General features: G+C 64.8%; 24 protein-coding genes and 2 pseudogenes. 10 read left to right on the forward strand and 16 right to left on the reverse strand.

Annotation, left to right across the window (positions count from 1 at the left end):
* Positions 1-6: 6 nt before the first annotated feature.
* Entirely contained in the window at positions 7-1,149 is a 1,143-nt protein-coding gene (locus AC50YA_RS13040; RefSeq protein WP_494982691.1) for an FAD-binding oxidoreductase, read from the reverse strand.
* A gap of 205 nt (positions 1,150-1,354) precedes the next feature.
* Between AC50YA_RS13040 and AC50YA_RS13045 the strand changes: the two genes are divergently transcribed.
* The 6 genes from AC50YA_RS13045 (at position 1,355) to AC50YA_RS13070 (ending at position 6,224) form a co-directional block, all read left to right on the forward strand.
* Positions 1,355-1,765: a TOBE domain-containing protein gene (locus tag AC50YA_RS13045; RefSeq protein ID WP_494982692.1), complete on the forward strand. Its 411-nt coding sequence runs from the start codon at positions 1,355-1,357 to the stop codon at positions 1,763-1,765.
* Between the two features lie 41 nt (positions 1,766-1,806).
* Positions 1,807-2,574: a molybdate ABC transporter substrate-binding protein gene (gene modA, locus AC50YA_RS13050; protein ID WP_494982714.1), complete on the forward strand. Its 768-nt coding sequence runs from the start codon at positions 1,807-1,809 to the stop codon at positions 2,572-2,574.
* A 53-nt stretch (positions 2,575-2,627) separates the two neighbouring features.
* A complete protein-coding gene (locus AC50YA_RS13055; protein WP_494982693.1) occupies positions 2,628-3,491 on the forward strand; it encodes an ABC transporter permease in 864 nt (287 codons plus the stop codon).
* Complete coding sequence (locus tag AC50YA_RS13060; protein ID WP_494982694.1) at positions 3,488-4,549, forward strand: sulfate/molybdate ABC transporter ATP-binding protein; 1,062 nt, start codon at positions 3,488-3,490, stop codon at positions 4,547-4,549. The genes AC50YA_RS13055 and AC50YA_RS13060 overlap by 4 nt, the downstream gene beginning before the upstream one ends.
* Positions 4,550-4,620: 71 nt before the next feature.
* Positions 4,621-5,280: a hypothetical protein gene (locus AC50YA_RS13065; RefSeq protein WP_494982695.1), complete on the forward strand. Its 660-nt coding sequence runs from the start codon at positions 4,621-4,623 to the stop codon at positions 5,278-5,280.
* A 191-nt stretch (positions 5,281-5,471) separates the two neighbouring features.
* On the forward strand, positions 5,472-6,224 hold the full coding sequence (locus tag AC50YA_RS13070) for a S1 family peptidase (protein ID WP_494982696.1): 753 nt from the start codon (positions 5,472-5,474) through the stop codon (positions 6,222-6,224).
* Positions 6,225-6,302: 78 nt separating this feature from the next.
* On the opposite strand, the gene AC50YA_RS13075 is transcribed toward AC50YA_RS13070, so the two are convergent.
* Entirely contained in the window at positions 6,303-6,641 is a 339-nt protein-coding gene (locus tag AC50YA_RS13075; RefSeq protein ID WP_494982697.1) for a YciI family protein, read from the reverse strand.
* A 234-nt stretch (positions 6,642-6,875) separates the two neighbouring features.
* Here AC50YA_RS13075 and clpB point away from each other — a divergent pair, with 234 nt between their 5' ends.
* On the forward strand, positions 6,876-9,533 hold the full coding sequence (clpB, locus tag AC50YA_RS13080; protein ID WP_494982698.1) for an ATP-dependent chaperone ClpB: 2,658 nt from the start codon (positions 6,876-6,878) through the stop codon (positions 9,531-9,533).
* Positions 9,534-9,560: 27 nt separating this feature from the next.
* Here the strand turns inward: clpB and AC50YA_RS13085 are convergent, their stop codons facing one another.
* From AC50YA_RS13085 to AC50YA_RS13095, 3 genes are read right to left on the reverse strand one after another with little or no spacing between them, the layout of a single operon-like run.
* Positions 9,561-9,956: a VOC family protein gene (locus AC50YA_RS13085; protein WP_494982699.1), complete on the reverse strand. Its 396-nt coding sequence runs from the start codon at positions 9,954-9,956 to the stop codon at positions 9,561-9,563.
* Positions 9,953-10,156, reverse strand: a complete 204-nt coding sequence (locus AC50YA_RS13090; RefSeq protein WP_494982715.1) for a ribbon-helix-helix domain-containing protein — start codon at positions 10,154-10,156, stop codon at positions 9,953-9,955. Before AC50YA_RS13090 ends, AC50YA_RS13085 begins: the two co-directional genes overlap by 4 nt.
* A gap of 6 nt (positions 10,157-10,162) precedes the next feature.
* Positions 10,163-11,230, reverse strand: coding sequence for an IS110 family RNA-guided transposase (locus tag AC50YA_RS13095; RefSeq protein ID WP_494982716.1), 1,068 nt, complete (start codon positions 11,228-11,230; stop codon positions 10,163-10,165).
* A 260-nt stretch (positions 11,231-11,490) separates the two neighbouring features.
* On the opposite strand from AC50YA_RS13095, the gene AC50YA_RS13100 reads away from it, so the two are divergent.
* Positions 11,491-12,012 carry a GNAT family N-acetyltransferase gene (locus AC50YA_RS13100; protein ID WP_494982700.1) on the forward strand — a complete coding sequence of 174 codons (522 nt, stop codon included), beginning with the start codon at positions 11,491-11,493 and terminating at the stop codon, positions 12,010-12,012.
* Between the two features lie 571 nt (positions 12,013-12,583).
* On the opposite strand, the pseudogene AC50YA_RS13105 reads toward AC50YA_RS13100, so the two are convergent.
* The 3 genes and pseudogenes from AC50YA_RS13105 to AC50YA_RS13115 all read right to left on the reverse strand — a co-directional run bounded on the left by AC50YA_RS13105 (position 12,584) and on the right by AC50YA_RS13115 (position 15,062).
* Positions 12,584-13,163 (reverse strand): annotated as a pseudogene (locus AC50YA_RS13105) (DUF4166 domain-containing protein).
* 887 nt (positions 13,164-14,050) lie between these two features.
* The gene (locus tag AC50YA_RS13110) at positions 14,051-14,440 is read right to left on the reverse strand and encodes a hypothetical protein (protein ID WP_494982701.1); all 390 of its coding nucleotides are present in this window, start codon (positions 14,438-14,440) and stop codon (positions 14,051-14,053) included.
* A 43-nt stretch (positions 14,441-14,483) separates the two neighbouring features.
* The gene (locus AC50YA_RS13115; RefSeq protein WP_494982702.1) at positions 14,484-15,062 is read right to left on the reverse strand and encodes a DinB family protein; all 579 of its coding nucleotides are present in this window, start codon (positions 15,060-15,062) and stop codon (positions 14,484-14,486) included.
* Between the two features lie 210 nt (positions 15,063-15,272).
* On the opposite strand from AC50YA_RS13115, the pseudogene AC50YA_RS13120 reads away from it, so the two are divergent.
* A pseudogene (locus AC50YA_RS13120) lies at positions 15,273-15,422 on the forward strand (transposase); the annotation flags it as partial.
* 1 nt (position 15,423) lies between these two features.
* Here the strand turns inward: AC50YA_RS13120 and AC50YA_RS13125 are convergent.
* From AC50YA_RS13125 to fadE16, 7 genes are all read right to left on the reverse strand, one after another.
* On the reverse strand, positions 15,424-15,906 hold the full coding sequence (locus AC50YA_RS13125; RefSeq protein ID WP_494982703.1) for a glycosyltransferase family 2 protein: 483 nt from the start codon (positions 15,904-15,906) through the stop codon (positions 15,424-15,426).
* A gap of 115 nt (positions 15,907-16,021) precedes the next feature.
* The gene (locus tag AC50YA_RS13130) at positions 16,022-16,435 is read right to left on the reverse strand and encodes an Rv1678 family membrane protein (protein WP_494982704.1); all 414 of its coding nucleotides are present in this window, start codon (positions 16,433-16,435) and stop codon (positions 16,022-16,024) included.
* On the reverse strand, positions 16,432-16,989 hold the full coding sequence (locus AC50YA_RS13135; protein ID WP_494982705.1) for a TQO small subunit DoxD: 558 nt from the start codon (positions 16,987-16,989) through the stop codon (positions 16,432-16,434). Before AC50YA_RS13135 ends, AC50YA_RS13130 begins: the two co-directional genes overlap by 4 nt.
* A complete protein-coding gene (locus AC50YA_RS13140) occupies positions 16,982-17,107 on the reverse strand; it encodes a hypothetical protein (protein ID WP_494982706.1) in 126 nt (41 codons plus the stop codon). Before AC50YA_RS13140 ends, AC50YA_RS13135 begins: the two co-directional genes overlap by 8 nt.
* Positions 17,108-17,248: 141 nt before the next feature.
* Positions 17,249-18,250 carry an Rv1681 family radical SAM protein gene (locus AC50YA_RS13145; protein WP_494982707.1) on the reverse strand — a complete coding sequence of 334 codons (1,002 nt, stop codon included), beginning with the start codon at positions 18,248-18,250 and terminating at the stop codon, positions 17,249-17,251.
* The gene (locus AC50YA_RS13150; protein ID WP_494982708.1) at positions 18,241-19,053 is read right to left on the reverse strand and encodes an Rv1680 family SBP-like protein; all 813 of its coding nucleotides are present in this window, start codon (positions 19,051-19,053) and stop codon (positions 18,241-18,243) included. Before AC50YA_RS13150 ends, AC50YA_RS13145 begins: the two co-directional genes overlap by 10 nt.
* A gap of 12 nt (positions 19,054-19,065) precedes the next feature.
* Positions 19,066-20,187: an Rv1679 family acyl-CoA dehydrogenase gene (fadE16, locus tag AC50YA_RS13155; RefSeq protein WP_494982709.1), complete on the reverse strand. Its 1,122-nt coding sequence runs from the start codon at positions 20,185-20,187 to the stop codon at positions 19,066-19,068.
* Between the two features lie 446 nt (positions 20,188-20,633).
* Here fadE16 and AC50YA_RS13160 point away from each other — a divergent pair, with 446 nt between their 5' ends.
* Positions 20,634-21,119, forward strand: coding sequence for a hypothetical protein (locus tag AC50YA_RS13160; protein ID WP_494982710.1), 486 nt, complete (start codon positions 20,634-20,636; stop codon positions 21,117-21,119).
* Positions 21,120-21,374: 255 nt separating this feature from the next.
* Here AC50YA_RS13160 and AC50YA_RS13165 read toward each other — a convergent pair whose 3' ends face one another.
* The gene (locus AC50YA_RS13165; protein ID WP_494982711.1) at positions 21,375-21,701 is read right to left on the reverse strand and encodes a hypothetical protein; all 327 of its coding nucleotides are present in this window, start codon (positions 21,699-21,701) and stop codon (positions 21,375-21,377) included.
* Between the last annotated feature and the right edge of the window lie 128 nt (positions 21,702-21,829).

Raw genomic sequence — 21,829 nt, forward strand, 5'->3', positions numbered from 1 at the left:
AGCCGGTCAAAAGCCGGCCGGCAGGATGTTCTGGTTTCCCTGGAAGACGTTCCGCGGGTCGAAGTCCCGCTTGACCCTTGCCAGCCGCGCGTAGTTCCCGTTGCCGAACGCGGCACGGATGCGCTCCTGGCCTTCGTTGCCAATGAAATTGAGCCAGACCCCGCCCGTGGCATACGGCGCAATCTTGCCGCGGAAGTCCTTCACCCAGGCCTTGGCCAGCTGGCCTTCCTCGGGTGTTGGCGAGATGCCGTACGGGTGGCTCACCCAGGCCGCATTCCGGTTGATCAACGGAGTGGCCGCCGCCTTGCCGCCGACGGCGCCGCCCCAGCGGGCGATGAGCTGCATGGATGTGGCATCGGGGAGGTTCCGGGCCGATTCCAAAAACACGTCCAGGGCTTCGTCGGGCAGTTCGTTGTGATAATCCGCGCTCCAGTAGTTGTAGTGGTCCGGCGGATCATCCAGGGAGGACTGGAAATCGGCGTACGGGGTGTCTCCCACCAGGTCCACTGCCGGACCGAGCTCGCGGAACGGCCTGGCGTGTTCGGAGCCCTCCTCGGGCTCGCCCGCGTAGAGGTAGGCGATGATGGTCGCCATTTTTCCCACCAGATGCTCCGGCACAAAAGGCTCCGGGGGCGCCGTCAAATAGAGGAGCGCCAAGCCAACACCGTCAGGGGCTGCCAGGGCCAGGTCCCGGAACGCCCGGGAAACATCCGAGGCCGCCTCCCCGGGCCACAGCCACATCCCGGCATGCACCACGGGACCGAGCCGATGCGCCTGGAACGTGAACGACGTGGCCACGCCGAAATTGCCGCCGCCGCCGTGGAGCGCCCAGAAGAGCTCGGGGTTTTCCCGGGCGCTCGCGGTGACGCGCCCGCCGTCGGCCGTTACCAGGTTCACCGAGACGAGACTGTCGCACGCGAACCCGAAGGAGCGCTCCAGCCAGCCGGATCCCCCGCCCAGGGTGAAGCCGGCGACGCCGGTGGTGGAGGCCCGCCCGCCGGTGACGGCCAGGGCATGTTCCTGGGTGGCGCGGTCGAACTCGCCCCATGTGACGCCTGCCCCGGCGGTGACGATGCCGGATTCGGGGTCCACATCGATCGACTTCATGGGCCGGACATCGATCACCAGGCCGTCGTTGTTCATCGACATTCCGGCCACTGAGTGTCCGCCGGCGCGGACGGCAATGGCGAGGGAATTTCCCGTCCATAGCGGAGGGCTTCGGCCACGTCCGCGTCGTTTGAACACTGGGCAATCACCGCCGGACGCCGGTCAATCGAAACCAGCACTGACGTCATCTTCGGATAAGCGGAGAAAACTCATAAAAAGACCCGCAAATGCGGACTAGAATCATAAAATGCCCACTATTCGCGTATCCGAGGCCGCCCGGTTCCTCGGCGTCAGTGACGACACCGTCCGGCGCTGGACAGAGAACGGCAGCCTCACCCCGGTAAGGGACGACGCCGGCCGGCTGGCAGTCGACGGCCTGGAACTGGCAAGGCACGCCCAGAAGCTCGCGCAGCTTCCCGAGGACCCGCACCGTGCCGGGAGTTCGGCGCGCAACCGGTTCGTCGGCCTGGTCACGGGCATCACTGCGGACAAGGTCATGGCCCAGGTGGAACTCCAGTGCGGGCCGTTCCGGGTGGTGTCGCTGATGAGCAGCGAAGCCGTCCGCGACCTGGGCCTGGAACTCGGCTCCGTGGCTACTGCGGTGGTCAAAGCAACCACAGTCATCATCGAAACCCCGCACGGAAAGAGCATCATTTGAGCACCCGCAAACACGGCACCGCCGCCCTCATCGCAGCCCTTATGCTTGGCCTTGCCGCGTGCGCGCCGGCGTCCACGACGCCCACTGCCACGCAGCCTGCCACCTTGCAGTCCCCGGACGCCACCGGACAAGTGTCCGGGACCATCACGGTCTTCGCGGCCGCGTCGCTCAAGGCCACGTTCACCCAGCTGGCCAGTGACTTCGAGGCGAACAACCCGGGCGCCAAGGTCATGCTGAGCTTCGCCGGGTCCTCGGACCTGGTCACCCAGATCACCCAGGGCGCACCGGCGGATGTCTTCGCGTCCGCGGACACCAAGAACATGATTAAGCTGGCCGATGCCAAGCTCCTGGAGGGGACCGCGAAGAACTTCGCCACCAACGTCCTGGAGATCGCCGTCCCGCCGTCCAATCCGGCGTCGATCGCGTCCTTCGCGGACCTGGCCAAACCCGGTGTCAAGGTGGTTGTCTGTGCCAGCCAGGTTCCGTGCGGGGCCGCAGCGGACACCGTGGAAAAGGCCGCGGGCGTGACCCTCGCTCCGGTCAGCGAGGAATCATCGGTGACGGATGTTTTGGGCAAGGTCACCTCGGGCGAGGCCGACGCCGGCCTGGTGTACGTCACCGATGTCAAAGGAGCCGGAGAGAAGGTCAAGGGAATCCCGTTCGACGAATCCGGCAAGGCAGTCAATTCCTATCCCATAGCCACAGTAGGCTCGAGCCGGAACAAGGAATTGGCGGCAGCCTTCATCGCCATGGTGACCGGAGCCGACGGGCAGAAAACCCTCAGCGAGGCCGGCTTCGGCGCCCCGTAGCACCCGCCGCGTAGGCAGGTCCGCACCGTAAGCAAGCCGCCCACAAGGAGACCATGAAACAGGCCAGGAACGGCGGGTACGGCGGCGTCCCGCGCTGGATTTACGTCCTTGCGGCTGCCGGTGGACTGTTCGTTGTGCTGCCGCTGGCGGCCATGGTGGCCAAGGTCAACTGGGCCCAGTCCATCCCGCTGATCACGTCGGAAGCGTCGCTGCAGGCCCTTGGGCTGAGCCTGCGCACGTCGGCGGCCAGCACCGTCCTGTGCATCGTGCTGGGTGTGCCGCTCGCCCTGGTCCTGGCCCGCGGCAGCTTCCCCGGCCAGCGCATCCTCCGCTCACTGGTCCTGCTCCCGCTGGTCCTTCCGCCGGTGGTCGGCGGCATAGCCCTGCTGTACACCTTCGGCCGGCAGGGGCTCCTGGGCAGGACGCTGGAAGTGGCAGGCCTGCAGATCGCATTTTCGACGACGGCGGTCATCCTGGCCCAGACGTTTGTGGCCCTTCCCTTCCTGGTGGTCAGCCTCGAGGGCGCCTTGCGGACCGCCGGGAACCGGTACGAAGCGGTGGCCGCGACGCTCGGCGCCGGGCCCACTACCGTGCTCCGCAGGGTCACCCTTCCGCTCGTGCTGCCGGGGCTCGCCTCAGGCGCGGTGCTGTCCTTCGCCCGCAGCCTGGGCGAATTCGGAGCCACCCTCACCTTCGCCGGCAGCCTCCAGGGCGTGACCCGGACCCTGCCGCTGGAAATCTACCTGCAGCGGGAAACGGACGCGGACGCCGCCGTCGCGCTTTCCCTGGTCCTCGTGGCGGTGGCGGTTGCCGTGGTGGCACTCGCGTACCGCAGTCCCCGCGCCGCTGAGCGGGTCCCCATACACAGCGGGGAACGTACGACGCCGGCGCCCGCCCCGGGAGGTGCGGTCCGGTGACGTTCTCGGTTCAGGCAGTCGTGGCTGGCCGCGGGTTCGACGTCTCCCTCGCTGTGGGCCCGGCCGAAACGGTGGCCGTTATGGGAGCCAACGGCGCGGGCAAATCGACCCTGCTGAACGTCATCGCGGGCCTGCTGCATCCGGACTCAGGCACGGCCGAACTGGACGGCAGGACCCTGTTCCACCTCACCGCAGGCCGCGGCCAGTGGACGGCTCCGCACCGGCGCGGCACGGCGCTCCTGGCCCAGGAACCGCTGCTGTTCCCGCACCTGAGCGTGCTGGAGAACGTGGCCTTCGGGCCCCGGAGTGCGGGGGCTTCAAAGCAGGCCGCCCGCGAATCCGCCCTGCGGTGGCTAGCGGAAGTCGAGGCGACCGAGCTGCAGTCCCGCCGCCCGGCCGAGCTCTCCGGCGGCCAGGCGCAGCGCGTTGCGGTGGCCCGGGCGCTCGCCGCCGACCCCGGCCTCCTACTCCTGGATGAACCGATGGCCGCGCTGGATATCCATGCCGCGCCGCTGCTCCGCCGCCTGCTCAAACGGGTGCTGGCCGGCCGCCGCGCCATCATCATCACGCACGACGTCCTCGATGCCCTGATGCTGGCCGACCGTGTGGTCATCCTCGAAAACGGGCGGATCAGCGAAGAAGGCCCAACCCGCGAAGTCCTCCAGCGCCCGCGCAGCCGGTTCGCAGCCGGGCTCGCCGGGCTCAACTTTGTAGCCGGCCACATCACCGAACATGGTCTGCGGGCAGGCGCCCTCAACCTCTATGGCCACCACGACGTAGCCGCCCCGTTCCCCGCCGGACAGCCGGGCATGGCTGTCTTCCCGCCGTCGGCCGTTTCCGTTTTCCCCAGCGAAGCGCATGGCAGCCCGCGGAACTCCTTCGCCGTGACCATCACCGACCTCGAACCGCACGGTGACGGAATCCGGGTCCGCGCCGGGGAGGGCGGGCAGCTGAGCGCGGACATCACCCCGGCGGCGTCTGTTGATCTCGGGTTGGCGCCGGGCATGCAGGTGTATTTCGTGATCAAGGCCGGCGCCGTCGCCATCTACCCGGGCTGACCGGGCGGGGTGAGCACGCGGGTAGGCTGGTCAGCGTCGTCCGGACGCGGCGGCGGTATTGGGGGAAAAGCATGAAGAAAATTACGACGGCGGCCGCCGCGGTTGCGCTACTGGCGGGACTGGCCGGGTGCAGCTTGTTTCCGTCCCCTCCGCCACCGCCGGACATCGCCCCGGCTACGCCCATGTCCCTGCTGCCGCCGGAGTGCCCCTTTGTGGGCCGGGATGATGTGTCGCCGGTCCGGATCCCCAAGGGCACGCCGCGCGAGACGATTGGCAGCGTCTTGAATGCGTACAGCGGCTGGCTCAACGCAGGTTCCGAGCTGGTCACCGCCTGGAGCCCGGGCAAGGCCGTCCCGGAAAACTGCGTCGCCGACCTCGCTGCCAGAAACTCCGAGGCCTACTCAAGCACCCTGTTCACCACCCACAGCGACGTCGCGTGGCAGGAATACTTTGCGGCGGTGAAGGTGATGAACCAGCAGAACCTGGCGGCGGTCCGCGTTGCCGAGGCGGGCGCGGGCGGGCGCGGCACGTTTGAGCTGATGCAGGAGATTGATTCGAGCGCCACGGACAGCGGCACGTTCCTGAAGTTCGACGCCGTCTACCGGCCTACCGTTGCCGGGCAGGGCAGCTGGGAGGACTGGGACAAGCCGACCCGCTGGTATGTGGAACTCGTCCCGGCCGGGGACTTCCTGGTCATCAACTACGTGGAACAGACCCCGGCCGCAGGCTAGCCCTGAGGTCGGTTGGGCTGCTTTGAAAACGTAGTTGACTGATTTTGTCATTTAACGTGACAAGCTTCACATCTGGCAGTAATGTCGCCTGTGGATCGCCCGCACCGATGGCCGGTCCACCCACTGGAACCGACCCGGCTGACGGCCGACCGCTGATGCCCGCGGGTCCACTTGCGAAGGAGCTACCCGCTTTGAAGATCGCCCGAATGCTGGCCACGGCCGCAGCTACCGCTGCCCTGCTGACCCCCTTGACTGCCCACGCCGCACCCGCCACCGGCGGTGACTCGGCCAGCCCGGACATCGCCGGCGGCACCACCACCACGATTTCCGCGGCCCCGTACGCCGCCCAGATTTCCTTCGACTCCACCGGGACCAGCGTGGGCTGCACCGGCAGCCAGATCTCCGCGGACTGGGTCATCACGGCCAAGCACTGCAACTCAACATCGCTGAAGTCCGTCCGGCTGGGCACCACGTACCTGGAAACCGGTGGAACGGTGAAAACGGTGGCCGCCCGCTATGCCTCCAGCACCGGCGATGTCCTGCTCCTGAAGCTTTCAACCCCGCACTACGGCTCGTACGTGGGGCTCTCCAGTTCGTTCCCCGCCACGGGCGCCTCGGCCAAGGTCTACGGCTGGGGTGACCAGACCGAAGGTGCGGGCACCATGTCCTACTACCTCAAAACGGCCAATGTCGCCGCTGCCGGACAGGGGGCGGACACCTACGGAGGGCCTTCCGTTCGAACGCAGTCACAGACCGGCCACACGCTGGGCGGCGACTCCGGCGGGCCGCTGATCGTGAACGGCAAACTGGTTGGAGTGCTCTCCACCTCCAGCATTCTGCCGCCGCAGAACCCGTCCGACTACACGCGCTACTACAACGACCACGCCTCGATCGCCAGCAATCTGTCCTGGATCACCAGCGTCTCAGGGGTTGCCGGCTCCTGATCTGGTCGGCCTAAACAGACCGCCGGGCGGGTGGCTCGTTGCGGGAGCCGCCCGCCCGGAATGCTTAAGCCCGGCGCGCTACATTCCCGGAAAGTCGAGTGTCTCGTGGATCTGAATCGTGGCGCCTTCGCCGGACATAAAGTGCGGATGACCTTCCATCAGGGCAACGGCGGCGTCCAGATCGTCGGCCTGGATGATGCTGTAGCCGCCAAGCGTTGCCTCCGCATCGGCGATGGAGGAGCCGTCCAAGACCTTGGTGCCGCCCAGCGGTGTGCCGAGGTCAACGATGCCGTCGCCGGCCTTCGCCGCCCAGTCCATCCACATTTTCATGCCGGCCTCGGCGGCTTCGGGGCTCGCTTCGGCCAGGGCTTCTTCGGCCGGCTTGGGCGAGGTGTACAGGACCATAAATTTCTTCACGGGACGTCCTTGTCTTGTTGCGCCGAAGGGATCGTCCCCTGCGGTCACAGCATGATCCTAGAACTTTGCGGGCAGCTGCGGCAGGGTGCCGGGATCGAATTTTCCCGCGGGGCAGCGCGCGGCGCTGGACAGGCAGTTCGCCGTCGGCAAACATGACCATGGAGGGGGTATCCTCAAAGTTGAGCGTTATAGACTCAAGTTAGCGAAAAATGCACATCCCGGAAGGAGCTCTCTTTGGACGTCAAATTCACCACCAAGAGCCAGGAGGCTCTTTCGGCAGGAGCCATGAACGCCTCCACGGCAGGAAATCCCCAGGTGGAACCTGCCCATTTGCTTAAGGCGCTGATGGATCAGCGGGAGGGCGTCGCCGTCGCGCTTCTCCGCGCCACGGGCGCAGACCCGGATGCCGTCAGTGTGCAGGCGAGTGGCGCCATCAAGGCGCTGCCGGCAACGTCGGGCGGCTCCACGCAGCAGGCGCAGTTGTCCCGGCCCGCGCTGCAGGCCATCCAGAACGCCAAGAATGAAGCCGACCGGCTGGGCGATACCTATGTCTCCACCGAGGTCCTGCTGCTGGGGCTCTCTGCCGGGAGTGACGCCGTCGGGCGGTTAATGCGCGACGCCGGTGCCTCCCATGAAGCGCTGCTCGCCGCCCTGCCGGGTGTCCGCGGCGACCGTAAGGTCACCACGCCGGACCCGGAAAACACGTTCCAGTCGCTGGAGAAGTTCGGCACGGACCTCACCGCGATGGCGCGTGCGGGCAAGCTGGACCCGGTGATCGGCCGCGATACCGAGATCCGGCGCATCATCCAGGTGCTGAGCCGCCGCACCAAGAACAACCCCGTGATCATCGGCGAGCCCGGGGTGGGCAAGACCGCAGTGGTTGAGGGTCTGGCGCAGCGGATCGTTGCCGGTGACGTCCCCGAAAGCCTGCGGGGCAAGACGCTGATCGCCCTGGACCTTGCCTCCATGGTGGCCGGCGCGAAGTACCGCGGCGAGTTCGAGGAGCGCCTCAAGGCGGTCCTCGAGGAGATCAAGAATTCGGACGGGCAGATCGTCACGTTTATCGACGAGATCCACACGGTGGTGGGCGCCGGTGCCACGGGGGAGTCCTCGATGGATGCCGGCAACATGCTCAAGCCCATGCTGGCCCGCGGTGAGCTGCGGCTGATCGGTGCCACCACGCTGGACGAGTACCGCGAGAACATCGAGAAGGACCCCGCCCTGGAGCGCCGGTTCCAGCAGGTGTACGTGGGTGAGCCGAGCGTGGAGGACACCATTGGGATCCTCCGCGGCCTCAAGGAACGCTACGAGGCCCACCATAAAGTCACCATCGCCGACTCCGCGCTGGTGGCCGCCGCGACCCTGTCCAACCGCTACATTTCCGGCCGCCAGTTGCCGGACAAGGCCATCGACCTGATGGATGAGGCCGCCTCCCGGCTGCGGATGGAAATCGACTCCGCGCCGGAGGAGATCGACCAGCTGCGCCGCTCCGTCGACCGGCTCACCATGGAGGAGCTGGCCCTCGCGAACGAGAAGGATGCCGCCTCGGTGGAGCGCCTCGCGGCCCTCCGCGCGGACAAGGCGGACAAGAGCGAAGAGCTGGACGGACTCAACGCCCGCTGGGAATCCGAGAAGGCCGGGCTCAACCGGGTGGGTGACCTGAAGGCGAAGCTGGATGAACTCCGGTCCACCGCGGACAAAGCCCAGCGCGAAGGCGACCTGGAAACCGCGTCGCGGGTGCTGTACGGCGAGATCCCGGCCTTGGAACGCGAACTCAACGCCGCAGCGGCCGCTGAGGAAGCGAACACGGACAAGTCGGGCCAGATGGTGGCCGAACAGGTCACCGCGGACGACATCGCAGAAGTCATCTCCGCCTGGACCGGGATCCCGGCCGGGCGCATGCTGCAGGGCGAAAGCCAGAAGCTGCTGCACATGGAAGAAGAGCTCGGCAAGCGGCTCATCGGCCAGGCGAAGGCTGTCACGGCGGTTGCCGACGCCGTCCGTCGTGCGCGGGCCGGCATCAGCGACCCCAACCGGCCCACGGGTTCGTTCCTGTTCCTGGGGCCCACGGGCGTGGGCAAGACTGAGCTGGCCAAGGCGCTCGCGGGTTTCCTGTTCGACGACGAACGCGCCATGGTGCGGATCGACATGTCAGAGTACGGCGAGAAGCACTCCGTGGCCCGGCTCGTGGGTGCCCCTCCCGGCTACGTGGGCTACGAGGAAGGCGGCCAGTTGACTGAAGCCGTCCGCCGTCGGCCGTACTCGGTGATCCTGCTGGACGAGGTGGAGAAGGCCCACCCCGAAGTCTTCGACATCCTCCTGCAGGTGCTCGACGACGGCCGCCTCACCGATGGGCAGGGCCGCACCGTGGACTTCCGCAACGCGATCCTGGTGCTGACATCCAACCTGGGCAGCCAGTTCCTGGTGGACCAGTCTCTGGACCCGCAGGCCAAGCGCAACGCCGTGATGGCCACGGTGAATGCGTCATTCAAACCGGAGTTCCTGAACCGGCTGGACGAGGTGGTGCTGTTCGACGCCCTGTCCGTGGACGAGCTGGCACGCATTGTGGAACTGCAGGTGGCCGAGCTCGGCAGGAGGCTGACCGGCCGGCGGCTTACCCTGGAAGTGTCCGAGGGCGCCCGCGCCTGGCTGGCCATGTCCGGCTTCGATCCCGCCTACGGTGCCCGGCCGCTGCGCCGGCTGGTGCAACGCGAGATCGGCGACCGCCTGGCCAAGGCCATCCTGTCCGGTGGGATCGCTGACGGGGACACCGTGCTGGTGGATACAGCGGCCGACGTCGACGAACTCACCATCGAAGGACTGGAGGCTCTGACAGGGCCCGACGGCGGTGCTCCCGCCGGCACCGGCCTAGTGGTGCGGCGGAAGGAGTAGGCGGGTCCTGCGAGGCTCGGGCGGCACCTATTTCAGGGCAGCCGATTCCCGTATTTCATAGCTGAGGTTTTGGAGGTCCGCATCGATTTCGTTGACTTGGATGAGGTATCCGTCGGGGTGGTTGACGGTGATGAAACGGCCGAACGTTTCGTCCATGATGTCTGAGGGGGCATATCCGGCAGCCCTGAGTCGCTCTGCGGTGAGTTCCAGCTTTTCGTCAGTGGAGAAGTGCAGCCCTACCGCTCCGGCATCCGAGTGTGTAGGTCCCGTTTGGGCAATGTGGAGCCCAAGTTGACCGGCGTTTCCGTGCAGGTCCGCCCAGGTTCCGCTCGTTGCTGCAGAGTTCTCGTTCAGCCCAAGGGTGGAATAGAACTTGTTGGCGAGCTCGATGTTCCGCACGAAGCGGATTGGAGTGACTCTCATGTGGTTGAACCTTCCTTGTTGAGGGCCTGGGTAAGCGTTTCTTCGACGAACGACGACAGAGATAGTCCGCGTTCGATTGCCGCGTGTTTGACCTGTTTGACCAGATCAGTCGGCAGGTAGATGTTGAACTGCGTTTTTCGGCCATGGCTAGAATGCTGGCAATCTAGCCACCGGTGCGCAGGGGTGCGCGATGCTCCTATTGAGTGTCAACCCGGAACGAGGGCCGGGGCCGGGGAAATGTGGCGGATGAGCGTTCGATGGATTTCGCGGACGACGTAGCGTTTGAGGCACCGGATGATTTCCCGTTTGCTGAGGCCTTCCTTGGTGCGTTTGAGGACGTAGGCGCGGGTGGCGTCGTGGTGCCGCATGCGGACGAGGACGATGCGGTGGATGGCCGAGTTAGCGGCGCGGTCTCCGCCACGGCTGAGGCGGTGCCTGTTGGTCTTCCCGGACGAGGCAGGCAGCGGTGCCGTTCCGGTGAGGGCGGCGAGGGCCGCTTCGGTGCGGATTCGTTCGGGGTTGTCCCCGGCGGTTATCAGCAGTTGGCCGGCGACTTCGGTCCCGACCCCGAAGACCGCGAGGAGATCAGGAGCATGGGCCTTGAGCAGGTCCGCCAGGTGCCCGTCTATCTGGAGAATCTCCATGGTCAGCATTTCGTAGCGGGAGCCCAACAGGCGCAGTGCGTAGCGGGTCGCCGTGCCAGGATCCGACAGGTTCGTCCCCGGCCTGGAACCCATGAGCGCGCGGGCCAGTTTCCTGCCATGCAGGGACCGGTACTTCGACCGGATTTCCTCGGTTGCGCTGGTCAGCAGCCCGGTGATCTGGTTGATCGTCTGGGTCCGGGATTTCACGGCCGAGGACCGGACGACCCTCAGGGCACGGACGGATTCCACAAAGTTGTCCCGGTGCTTCGGTCCGGCGGTGGCCCTGTCCGAGAGAACAGCCTCGGCCGCCGAATAGGCATCGTGGGGATCGGATTTTCCCTGCTGTCTACGGTTTTTCCGGTTCGGACGGTTGACCTCGATGACGGTAATGCCGGCCTTGACGAGCCACCGTGTGATTTCGGCTCCGTAGCAGCCTGTCCCCTCAATGCCGACTGCGGCGAGGGGGCCGAACTGTTGAATGAACTCGATGATTTTCCGGTATCCGGAGGCGACGGCGAGAAATTCCTTGTCGGCCAATCGCTTGCCGTACTGGTTGATGACGGCAACATGGTGGGTATCGGAGTGTGTATCGATCCCGGCGGTGACAATCTCCTCGGTGGTTGTCATGATGGAATTGCCTTCCTGACGCGCCTGTTGGGGTGGCTGCGTGCCGGGCGGTCGGGCAGACAGAACAGTGACGGGACTTGCGTGAATTCAGGCTCCTATGAAGTCATGTCCGCCCGTCCAGCAGCGCTTTGGTGCGGTTACCCTACGGGCCGACAGATCGCGAGAATGACAACTGCGGACAGCGTCTGTTGACTCAAGGGTCAGACCCGTAAAGCAACCTCCTCCATCATCACTGCATGCTGGGGCGCCTGTAGGCTTCGTAGGTGATTCCTGGAAAGACGTCCCGGCTTCGATTCCGTCAGATGGCTTCAGCGGACCTGGATAACATGACTGCGCTTCTGAGTAATCCTGCTGTCATGACTTATTACCCTGCGCCCAAGACGCGGGATGAGGCTGCTCGATGGATCGCTTGGAATAAAGCGAACTACGCCACGCACGGTTACGGCCTTTGGATCGTGGAAACCCTCGATGGCGAGTTTCTGGGCGACTGCGGACTTACCTGGCAGCAGGTTGATGGTCGCACCGAGTTGGAGGTCGGATTTCACATCCGAGCGGACTTGTGGGGCCGGGGGTACGCGACCGAAGCGGCGGCGGCGTGCAAGGAATTCGCACGCGACGAACTCGATGTCGTGCAGCTCGTCGCCATTATCCATCCAGAAAACATGGCTTCTCGTCGGGTGGCGGAGAAAATTGGCATGAGTTACATCGAGAACGATCATGGCGGCACCATCGCGACTCGGATGGTTCTCGGAGTTCAGCTGGCGGCCGGTAGGGGTTCCACGTGAACGGTGCGGTGCCCGGGGGTCGACAGCCAGTCCCGGCGTAGGGGCGCTAGGCTGCTGGGAAGTACCATCGTGCTTACACAAGAGCCTGAGGGGGCAGCGCCATCACCAGCGTTAAGTTCTTACTCTTAATCGCCATGCTCACATCGGGATTGCTCCTCAGCGGCTCCTCAGATGCCTCTGGCCTCCAAGCACTGGAACGCCCAGCCACGCCCAATGATGCGCTTCCTGAAGGTGTTAACTTCGGCCCGGAAACGAACGTCGACAAGGTACTCCTCGTCGCCGAAGCAAACGGCAAAAATACTTCCTTGGACAGGAAGCCCAGGAGCTAACTGCATGCCTCGCCACCTTTCCCGTTGACAACCCAACAGGCTGGCACACCGTATGCACAACCGGTGGAACACGTGAGGGAGAGCTCGTGAAAACCGGTGGACCAGACCAAGAATCGTCCATTCTTGTTTCCGACGGATATGACACCAGAGAGCTTGAAGCATCCGGCTGGACAAGAATTCACGACAACATCCTCGTCTCCGACGGTTAGTGCCGCTCAACCATTTTCGCGGGCACCAGGCTGCTATTCGCGACTTTCCTCCCTTAGCGGTTTGAGGTGCGCCGGGATCGCTGTGCCGGGAAGGGGCGGATACGTGCAGGTGAACTCGCCCCGGTATCCGAAGAGAAACCCGACGACGGGGTTCCGCACCTGCATCTGAATCGTGAACACCCCACGAATGTCATCGAAGCTCTCGTACAGGTCTGCAGTACCTGTGCAGACGGCGGGAAACGTGAATCCTGCGAAGCCTTCGTAGAACCGCTGAGCCCCTGACTGCAGGTGCAGCGATCCATCGGCCAAGACCTCCAGCTCGAGGTCTGTGGCCAGGTGCTGGTGGGTGCCGAGGTAGTCGACAATCCCGCCAGTTCGTTTCCAATGTCCTGACGAACGTGACGGTAGGGCGGCCAAACCCGTCAATGTAGGGATAGTTCTCGATCGTGAACGGTATGTCATCGCCCTGGTCCGGGAAGAGAATATTGCGGTAGGCACCAAGTCGCAGAAACGGGACCGTCCACCACGCACCCCGGCGGACTTCTGAGAAGACCCCCTGTCCGACGCATCCGTAGCCTGCCTCGGTTTCAACGCCGAAGCGTTTCTGCAGCATGGGGTGAAGCCTTTGGAAGTCTGGCCCCAACGCCACCTCAAAGATCGAAGCCACGGCTACTCGCCTCCCTCAGTCTGACGGCCGAAACCACCTGTGGCGGGTGCAGCCAACCCTGCCAAGGCAGATGGGGCACGGCCCGAGCGTGCGTCCGGGGCCTGCCGCAGGCACCGCCCGGCCCTCGGCACAGTCCAATGGGACGGGAACATCCAGGTCGCCAGAGCTACCGTCACCCCCAGGGCCGCCGGGCCAGCGGTTCGACTTGTGAAGGCTCTGCGGAGCAGGACGCCGGCTGCCAGAATGCCGCTGGCTCTCGCTCCGGCGTCGACAAACCACCGGTTGCGGGAGTCTCTTGGATCCAGATCTGACTCCGCCCACATTCTCAGGCGGTCGAAGCTTATTGCTGTTGCCCAACCCAGAGCGGGCCGGAACACCTGCGAGTCCAGGACTCTTCCGAGAGCCCCCATTCCCGGCTGATAGTTGTACCCCGTGATGAATCGAAGACCATCCGCTGTCGGCACATACCGCCAATACCCCGAACCAGGTCCAATGGGAGACAACGGGTCGGCAGTAGCGAACTTCAGCACCGATGTGGCCCGCCCATCGGATCGATGCCTGTGCCCCAGCGATGTTCCGTTCCCCCGGATGATGTGTACTGGAAGGCGGAACTCGTAACGAAAATGGAGAAGTCCCTGATCATCTCCCCCGGTGGGGATTATTCGGGAGAACCTCAGATCCCACCGGGCGTGCAGAGCCGGGTCCTGGCTAAGAGTCCATACGCGCTCCCAGGGGGCACGAATGCTGGTCTCAACGTAGATCGGCTTGTGTTTCCCAGGCTCATTCCCGCTAAAGTTTTCCCCCATTCCAGCATCATAAAGTGCATCTTGAGATCATTCCCCCTCATGGGGCGCGACAATTATCTGGACGTCGTCTTCGTACAACAGCTTTCCTGGATCGTTTGAATGGTGCACCTGCCACTCAACGTCATACCGGCTTAGAAGATCCGTGTAGAACTCAACGCCCACGAGCAAATGCCCGGCTGTGCACTTGAACCAAGCCTCCGCTGTCGGGTTGATTGCATGGTCGTAAATCGATTTGTCCACCGTCGACGGGTTCAAGTATGCGGAGTCGTAATGGTCATTTGAGCGCCGCCAGGAAGCCCAGTCGTGGCTGCTGAGCCTGCCGTCGTTTGCTAAACCGTTGGCGAGAGCAAAGATGCCTGGGTGGCGTCCACGGCCATTGGGGATGCCTGCCTGGTAGCGCACATACTTTGATTCCATGGTTCCCAGCTAGTCACTTGTCCGATATTTCGTAGGCGCTGGTCTATCTTCCGGCTTGGCGTGCATCGGCCTCAATCCGGGATCGATAGGCAGTCCATTCTTCCGACGTGCGGCTTGGCACGTTCGGATCCTGCGGTCCATTGCCCGCTGCGCCGTCGATCAACTCGCGCAAAATGTCGGCATGCCCTGCATGCCGGGCTGTCTCGACGCACACGTGGACCAGGATCTGATGGAGGGTTACGCATCGGCGGTCGGGCGTCCACCAAGGTACTTCACCTGAAGAATCGAGGCTGAGTGACTCTATCGTCGCGTCGCTATGTCGAGCGGAGAAATGGTAGAAGTCAATGATGTCTGCCCGGCTCTCGTCGGCCGTTGCCCACATGTCATCGTCGACCCCCCCAGCATCAGACAACCAGGGCACTTCCCGGCCGTGGGGTCTGCTGAAGACTTCGCTGAAGTATTCCAATTGCACGCCACCGACGTGCTTGACCAGGCCAAGGAGGTTTGTACCCGTGGGGGTCATCGGACGACGAATGTCGTACTCGCCGACGCCGTCGAGTTTCGCGAGAAGATCTGCCCTTCGAATGCGAAGGTACCCAAGTAAGTCAGCCTTTTGATCCATATCCCTCACTCTGCCTTAGAGTGTCGCCTACTCCCGCATACAGTTGGTGGCAAAATGACGGACATTTGATTATGGCAGTTTGAGTGGGGACCGGTTTTGCAGTTTGGTTGGGGCCCACTTCGCGGCTCGCCGGTTGATGAATGGGCCTGCCCCGGGTTTGCTTGACTCCTGACTTGTGAGAATGCACTCCTTGCAGCAAGGATGTTCAACATACCCAAGCCTTTCCCCGCTGAGTTCCGCCGCGACGTGGTCGCGGTTGCACGCAAGCACGAAGCGCCGATCTCGCAGATCGCCAAAGACTTCGGAATTTCCGAAGCAACCCTGCATAACTGGCTCAAGAAAGCCGACATCGAGGACGGCGTTAAAGCTGAAGGGACAGAAGATCCGCGCGGCGTGCGGCCCGCATGGGTCCGAGGTCGGTGACTGCTTCGCCTGTGCGGCGGCGCAGCCACCAGGCCAAGACGTGGTTGGCGCTACGGGCATGAAAAGGCCATGAACCGCGCTGCGGCTGGCGGCTGCCCAGCACGAGATCGGCGGTGCCGGCCATGACAGGCGCCAGCAGGGCAGGCAGGTCGGACGGATCCAGGGAGCCATCGCAGTCACAGAAGGCCACGAAGTCCGCCGTAGCGGCGAGCAGGCCGGCATGGGCTGCCGCCCCGAATCCTCGCCGGTTTTCCCGGATCACCGTCGCGCCAAACTCCGCCGCAAGTTCCGCCGAACCGTCGGTGGAGCCATTGTCCACCACGATGGCCCGGTACCCGTGAGGCATCCTGGCCAGGACCCATTGCAACGCCCCGAATTCATTCAGACACGGCAAAACAACACCCACAGTGGGCCCGGTCATGTTGCTCACCCCGCCACGCCATGGGTTCAGGCACGCGGATGCGGCCTTGTCCCTGGCCGCTTCACCGCATCGTGGGACTCGCATCGGGGCAGGATAGGCTCGCCGGCCACAGCTATTAGTCCGGTCCGGTGGGCGTGGTTCGCCGTTCAGGTGTTGGTTGGGCACCGACGAGCATGATTCCGATGAAGGCCATGCCGAGTCCGGTCAGCAGCGCTGCCGTTCCGACGCTGCCGGCGATCAACCCGAACCCCTGTCCGTAGGTGGCAAGGCGGATGAGGCCCAGGACGATCATCCCTGCCCCGACACCGAACAGTATCGGGCGCGATCCGAGCATGGTCCCGGCGAAGCCGATCAGGGCAAGAACGAGAAGAATCACTGCCTGTGCCGGATTGACCGGCACCAGCTTGAGCGGGTCATAGTCGATGAGTCCGAAGAGGGCGGTTGCCCCTGTGACGGCACTGAGCGTGAGCGCCTGGCGCCGGGTGCCCCGATCCAGCCTGCTACGAAAGGCGCCACGGGGACGGGTCATGATGCCCTCAGCGCCAACCAGGCCAGGCGGTTCGAGGAGGTCAGCCAGCGGGGACGGAGCAGGCCGTCGAGCCCCGCGGATCTGCCGGCGGCCGTCGCGATCAGCACCGCGTGCACGGCGAGCATGAGGTAGTAGGACCAGTGCCACTCGTTGGGTGCGTTCAGGACCGACATGGTGATCGCCAGGGTTTGGATGATGCCGATCGCGGCCCAGAACCGGGTGAGCAGGCCGGCGAGCAGGAACGCGCCGAGGCTGAATTCGACCAGCAGTGTGGCGTAGCCGAACAGTGTGAAGTTCGGTAATACGACGTTCTGGACCAGCCAGGAGAACGGCGGGACGACCGGATGCTCAACAGCGTAACTGGTGAACTGGAAGAGTCCTGTGCCCTGTTCGCGGCCGAAGTCGGGGGGGCTCTTCCAGCCGACGTTCTGGATCCACATCAAGGCCACGGTAATTCGCAGGCCGGCGATGACGGCTCGGGCGGTCCGCCCGGAGTCGAGTTCTTCGGCGGCGGTCCTGCCGCCCGGCGTCGTGGTCGCGGCCAGATCAGACACGGTCGGAGACCTTGCTGTTTTCCTTCATGAGGGTGTCGTTGAAGGGAACAGTGCCGGCCGGCAATTCCACACGCCCGCCGTATGTTTGTACGACAAGCACCTCGTCGTTGGGGGTCATGGCTTCATGCTAGCCCCAAGGCGTGTCCTGGGCGACCCGCAAAGCCTTACGGTTGGCGTACATCGGGTGCGTTGTGAAATGCACGCACGCTCCTCGGATTTCGCCCGGTCCGCCGAGCCGGTCAGGACACTCTAAGCCCGGCTACGCGCAGGGGAAAAGTTTGGCGGCGGCGCCGGCTGCAGCCCATTGTTCGGCGAACAGCCGGTAGACCTCGCTGAGCGCCGGTCCCAGGGGTTCGATCTGCGTGCTGACCAGGGCCTGGTCATCTGTCGCGGCTACGGGGTGCCAGTACACCCCGTCGGCGGTGACGGTGACTTCGGGGACCAGTGTTTCGCGGGTGAACTGGACTCCGGTGCTGGCGGCTCCCTGCTGCGCGACCGGGCGGATGACCTGATCGGTCCGCGGGATGCCCAGCCCGTCGAGAAATTCGTGCAGTGCGGCCAGATCGGTCGCGTGGGGCGATGCGATCGTGGCAGCCACCCGGACCCGGAAACCCTCGCCCAGTGCAACCTGGATCCCGGCCACCGCCCGGGCCCAGCTGCCGGCACCGCGGTGCCCGTCGTGGATCTCGGGGGTCGGGGAGTCCAGGCTGATCTGCAGGGCGAAGCCCTCGCGCGGCATCGCCTGCAAGGAACGAAGCCCGGGCCCCCGGAACAGCATGCCGTTGGTCAGCAGGGTGGTTGGCAGCAGCCGGACACAGTCTGTGACAATCCGGGTAATGTCCGGCAGCAGAAACGGCTCGCCGCCGGTGAGATAAACCTCCTGGACGCCCCAGTCGGCGCCCGCCCGGACCAGGCGGGCGATCCGTTCGACGCCGAGCTCCCGGCGCTCGGCTCTGGGTGAGGAGGCGACACAGCAGTAGTCACAGGCCAGGTTGCAGTGGAAGTTCGTGTATAGCCAGAGCCGGGCCCCGGGCAGGCGGTCCGGTCCCAGCGTCACTGCCGGGTCGGGCAGGCGGCCGCGACGTACGACGACGGCGCCGGGACCGACGTCGGTCCATGACTTGGTGATGAGGGTGTTGCCCGTTCGTTCACACCAGCGTTGGACCAGGTCAAACTCGGTCGCGGAGCCAATAGTCACCGCACCGGTGGTGCCCTCGGCCAGGGTCCCCACCATGCGTACCAGGTCCAGGATCACCACCACTTGGTCACCCCCTGTTCCTCGACGGCGGCGAACAGCCCGGCGTAGCCGTCCAGTTCGGGCCGGACCCAGCGCCGCAGTCCCTCGAGCTCCAGGATCCGGCGGTGCTCGGGCCGTTCCCAGTCCATGGCCAGGAGCGTGCTGACCCACGGCTCGTAGCGTTCGGCGGGCAGGGTGTCCAGGGCGGTGAACATGCAATGGCAGTACGGTTCGGTCTGCCACACTGCCTCCAGTGCCTCCGGCATCAGCTCCCCGCCGCCGATGCCTTCCCAGGTGGTGATTCCGATGGCCGCGACGTCGGCCTCGCCGGCGAGTACCGCGTCGATGGCGTCCAGCTCGCTGCGCCCGGTGTCACCGTGCTTGCCGATGTCACTATCGAACCGCGTCACCTCCAGCAAGGTGAGGTCCAGGCCGGCCCGGGCCAGGTAGTACAGCGGCAGGATGGCGGCCTGGGCTGAGTCCGCGGACCCCAGGGCCAGCCGCTGTCCGGCGAGGGCGCCCGGGCCGGAGAACCCGCTACCGGTGCGGGCGACGAACACGGTCGCGAACCTGGTGTCGGTGTCGCGCATCGCCAGTGCCCGGGCCCGGCCCCCGGTCTGCATGACCGTGCGCACGTAGGCCAGGTTGGTGTTCCAGATGATGTCGACCTGTCCGGCCCGAAGCGCCTCGACCTGGCGTCCATAGTTGGAGAACAGGACAAAGTCCATCGGCGCCGGCGACTGCGCGAAGTACTCGCGGATGCCTTCCCAGATGGGCACCACATTTGGGGTGTAGGCCACGGCCCCGACCAGCAGCTGCTCGGACATGATCCGGCCTCCTCAGAACAGCGGCAGGCCGGTGACGGCCCGGCCGTAGAAGTCGTACAGCGCATCCGCCGTCGGCGCCATTACCGAGCCCGCCCGCGCATCACGGAAGGCCCGCTCGATGGGCAGGTGCTTGGAGAACGCCGCGCCACCGCAGACCCGCATGGCCGCATCGGTGATCTCAAGTGCCGCGTCATTGGCCGAGGCCTTAACCCCGAGCACATGCAGCATCGTGTCTTCCCCGGGAGCCGCGACGCTGCCCGCGGCATGGGCCAGGTAAGCACGCTGCGCCGCCAGGCTGATGCCCATCCGGGCGATCTGGGCCCGGATCGTAGGCAACCCAGCCAGTGACTGGCCCAGGTGTTCGAGCCGGGCAGCTCCAACGTGTTCGACAGCGGCCCGGGTAGCGGCAGATGCCAGACCCAGCGAGACCGCCGCGTTGCCGAGATTAAACCACGGCAGCACCGTCTCCATCATCAGCGCGAAGCCCGCAGCCGGCCCACCCAGCCGGTACCCGACCGCAATTTCAGCGTCGACAGTCATCGGTGCGGAGTCGTTGCCGCGCAGCCCGAGCCCCCGCCAGGGACCGGCCACGTTCAAACCCGGCGTACCGGCGGGAACGGCATACAGGTCCACTTCACCGGGCACCCCCGAGGGCGCACCGGTCGAGACCACATAGACATCGGCGTGAGCGGCCGACGTCACCCAACTCTTATCCGCGCGCAACCGGACAGACGTCCCGCTGGCGGTCGCGATCGAGACGGGCGCCCAGAAATGCGACCGGGATCCCCGCTCACTGAAGGCCAGCGTGCCCAGCGTTGTCCCGCGCGCCATCCCTGCAAGCAGGTTCGGCAGATCCGGGGGCGGCGCGGCAGCAATCGTGACTGCGGCGGCGGCATGCATCAGATAGATCATCGCCGTTGAACCGCACGCCTCCGCCAGCGCACTGACCGTCTCGGTGAATACCTCCGGCCCGGCACCGGCACCGCCGGCCTCGACGGGAAGCACCAGCCCCAGCAGCCCGCCGGCCCGCAACTCCGCGACCGCCTCAAGAGGGTATACCCCGTCGGTGTCCACCCTCTCGGCGTGCTCCCGCGCGACCTTGACCACATCGTCTAGTGCCTGGCTCGTTGACAATCCACTCATCCGTCCGCCCAAATCGCCCTCGCGTGCCTGCATCGCATGCTGACGAGGGTCACGGCCAGCACGTGACGATTATGCACTCCGCCCGGCCTCCACGCCAGAGACCAGATCTTACGGTCCCGTAACCTTCGGGCAGGCAACACCTTTTTCTCGAGGGAAGTGGAGCGCCAGATTAGGTACCCAGTCAAAACGGGACGATTAATCCGCCATTTGAAGCTGCGATTTGGAAGCCGAACGAAGTTGACAGTCACACAGGATGTGGGCGGGGTTTGGACGTTTGTAGGAATGCGACGACGTCAAAGCCGGCGTGTCCGGCGTCCCAACGCCGGACCTCAACAGGGCACCCCCCGGGCGGGAATTTCTGGACGGCTCGATGACGGGCGAACGAGGGATCTCAAATCCAAGGGGTATTCCCTGCGGCGCCTCTGTAGTCTGTGGAAATGTCGACTGAATTTGTGGTGATTCTAGCCGTCGTTGCTTTGCTGTTGCTGCTCTCGCGGTTTTTAGTTCCTGGGCTGCCACTGAAAGGGCTGTCAGCCAGACTGACTACCTTGGACTTTTCCCTTGCCGCGGCTGGTCTCTTTGGGTTGATTCTTCATTGCGCGTCGATGTTCTATCAGCCATTAGTTGCCTCAATTCCAGGCAGCACAGCCGTCATCAGCCAGATCAATTCGATGGGTACGGCAAGCGTTATCTGGTATGTCGTTCCATCACTTCTGCTTCTTATTGGCCTTCGGCGACAAAACTTTGTGGTGTTGACTGTTTTAGCCGCGGCACTGGCTGCAGTCGGAGTGACCATGTACAACGGCGCGGCACTCTCGACTCACCTCAACACCGTCTTTGCGGCCGGCGTCGTGATCGCGGCAATCATGTTCCTTCTTGTCGTGCCACCCTGGCAAATCAAACCGGAGCTTCTCCAGAGTTGACAATGTTGCGGCGCGCGGAGTCAGCATGGCAGGGACGTTTGAAACCATCCGGGAAGGAGAGGGAACATTTCACTTCCGGCAGACGGCAGGCGACGGAACGGTCGTGTCTCTCGCCGAGGTATACGACGATTGAGGCAGTGGTGGAGGGCACCGCGGCGGTGCGTGAAAGCGGGGTGAGGGCGTTGCCCGTCATGGCCTGATGGGCTCTGCGGCCCTCGGCTGGCTGGTCGTGCCGGGCGTGCTGCGTGGGACGGGTCAGGCTGCCAGGCCCACCCCGGCGGTGGTAAAGGCATCCCCGGGCGCCAGAATGCGGAGCCGGCAGTCGGCTTGGAACGGATCAATTTTCGCGGGCAGGTGATGGGACTGCGAGCAGGCGCGCAGCTGCTCCAGAGCGTCCGGGTCGACCCTGGCCCGGGTTACGTCGATTTCCAGGGCGAGGCCTTTCATCAGGTCGTTGGCGCGTTTCACGACCACATAGAGGGCCTGGATGCTTTGCGCCGTCACATGGCCCTGGGCCGCGACCATGGCCTGGGCGCCATCGAGGTCCACGCGAACCAGAATGCTGAGCTTGTCATTCATCATGCCCCTACCCTCTGTGTGTGGGGGGTGTCCCTATGTTCTTCGTCAAGCGGTGGGGCGATTTTTCTCTCGAATTAGTGGAGGCCCGATTTCGGGCAGGAACCAGCGGCTGACCGTGCGTGTCCGCCAGC

The sequence above is a fragment of the Pseudarthrobacter sp. RHLT3-21 genome (assembly GCF_059383495.1).

Bases quoted from the DNA above. Each gene is read 5' to 3' on its own strand.
- AC50YA_RS13040 (WP_494982691.1), bottom strand. From the start codon at position 1,149: ATGTCGATGAACAACGACGGCCTGGTGATCGATGTCCGGCCCATGAAG.
- AC50YA_RS13045 (WP_494982692.1), top strand. From the start codon at position 1,355: ATGCCCACTATTCGCGTATCCGAGGCCGCCCGGTTCCTCGGCGTCAGT.
- AC50YA_RS13085 (WP_494982699.1), bottom strand. From the start codon at position 9,956: ATGAGAGTCACTCCAATCCGCTTCGTGCGGAACATCGAGCTCGCCAAC.
- AC50YA_RS13150 (WP_494982708.1), bottom strand. From the start codon at position 19,053: ATGTCCGAGCAGCTGCTGGTCGGGGCCGTGGCCTACACCCCAAATGTG.
- modA (WP_494982714.1), top strand. From the start codon at position 1,807: ATGCTTGGCCTTGCCGCGTGCGCGCCGGCGTCCACGACGCCCACTGCC.
- AC50YA_RS13130 (WP_494982704.1), bottom strand. From the start codon at position 16,435: ATGACCCGTCCCCGTGGCGCCTTTCGTAGCAGGCTGGATCGGGGCACC.
- AC50YA_RS13165 (WP_494982711.1), bottom strand. From the start codon at position 21,701: ATGATGAATGACAAGCTCAGCATTCTGGTTCGCGTGGACCTCGATGGC.
- AC50YA_RS13065 (WP_494982695.1), top strand. From the start codon at position 4,621: ATGAAGAAAATTACGACGGCGGCCGCCGCGGTTGCGCTACTGGCGGGA.
- AC50YA_RS13160 (WP_494982710.1), top strand. From the start codon at position 20,634: ATGTCGACTGAATTTGTGGTGATTCTAGCCGTCGTTGCTTTGCTGTTG.
- AC50YA_RS13110 (WP_494982701.1), bottom strand. From the start codon at position 14,440: ATGGAATCAAAGTATGTGCGCTACCAGGCAGGCATCCCCAATGGCCGT.
- AC50YA_RS13140 (WP_494982706.1), bottom strand. From the start codon at position 17,107: ATGACCCCCAACGACGAGGTGCTTGTCGTACAAACATACGGCGGGCGT.
- AC50YA_RS13115 (WP_494982702.1), bottom strand. From the start codon at position 15,062: ATGGATCAAAAGGCTGACTTACTTGGGTACCTTCGCATTCGAAGGGCA.
- AC50YA_RS13125 (WP_494982703.1), bottom strand. From the start codon at position 15,906: ATGACCGGGCCCACTGTGGGTGTTGTTTTGCCGTGTCTGAATGAATTC.
- AC50YA_RS13055 (WP_494982693.1), top strand. From the start codon at position 2,628: ATGAAACAGGCCAGGAACGGCGGGTACGGCGGCGTCCCGCGCTGGATT.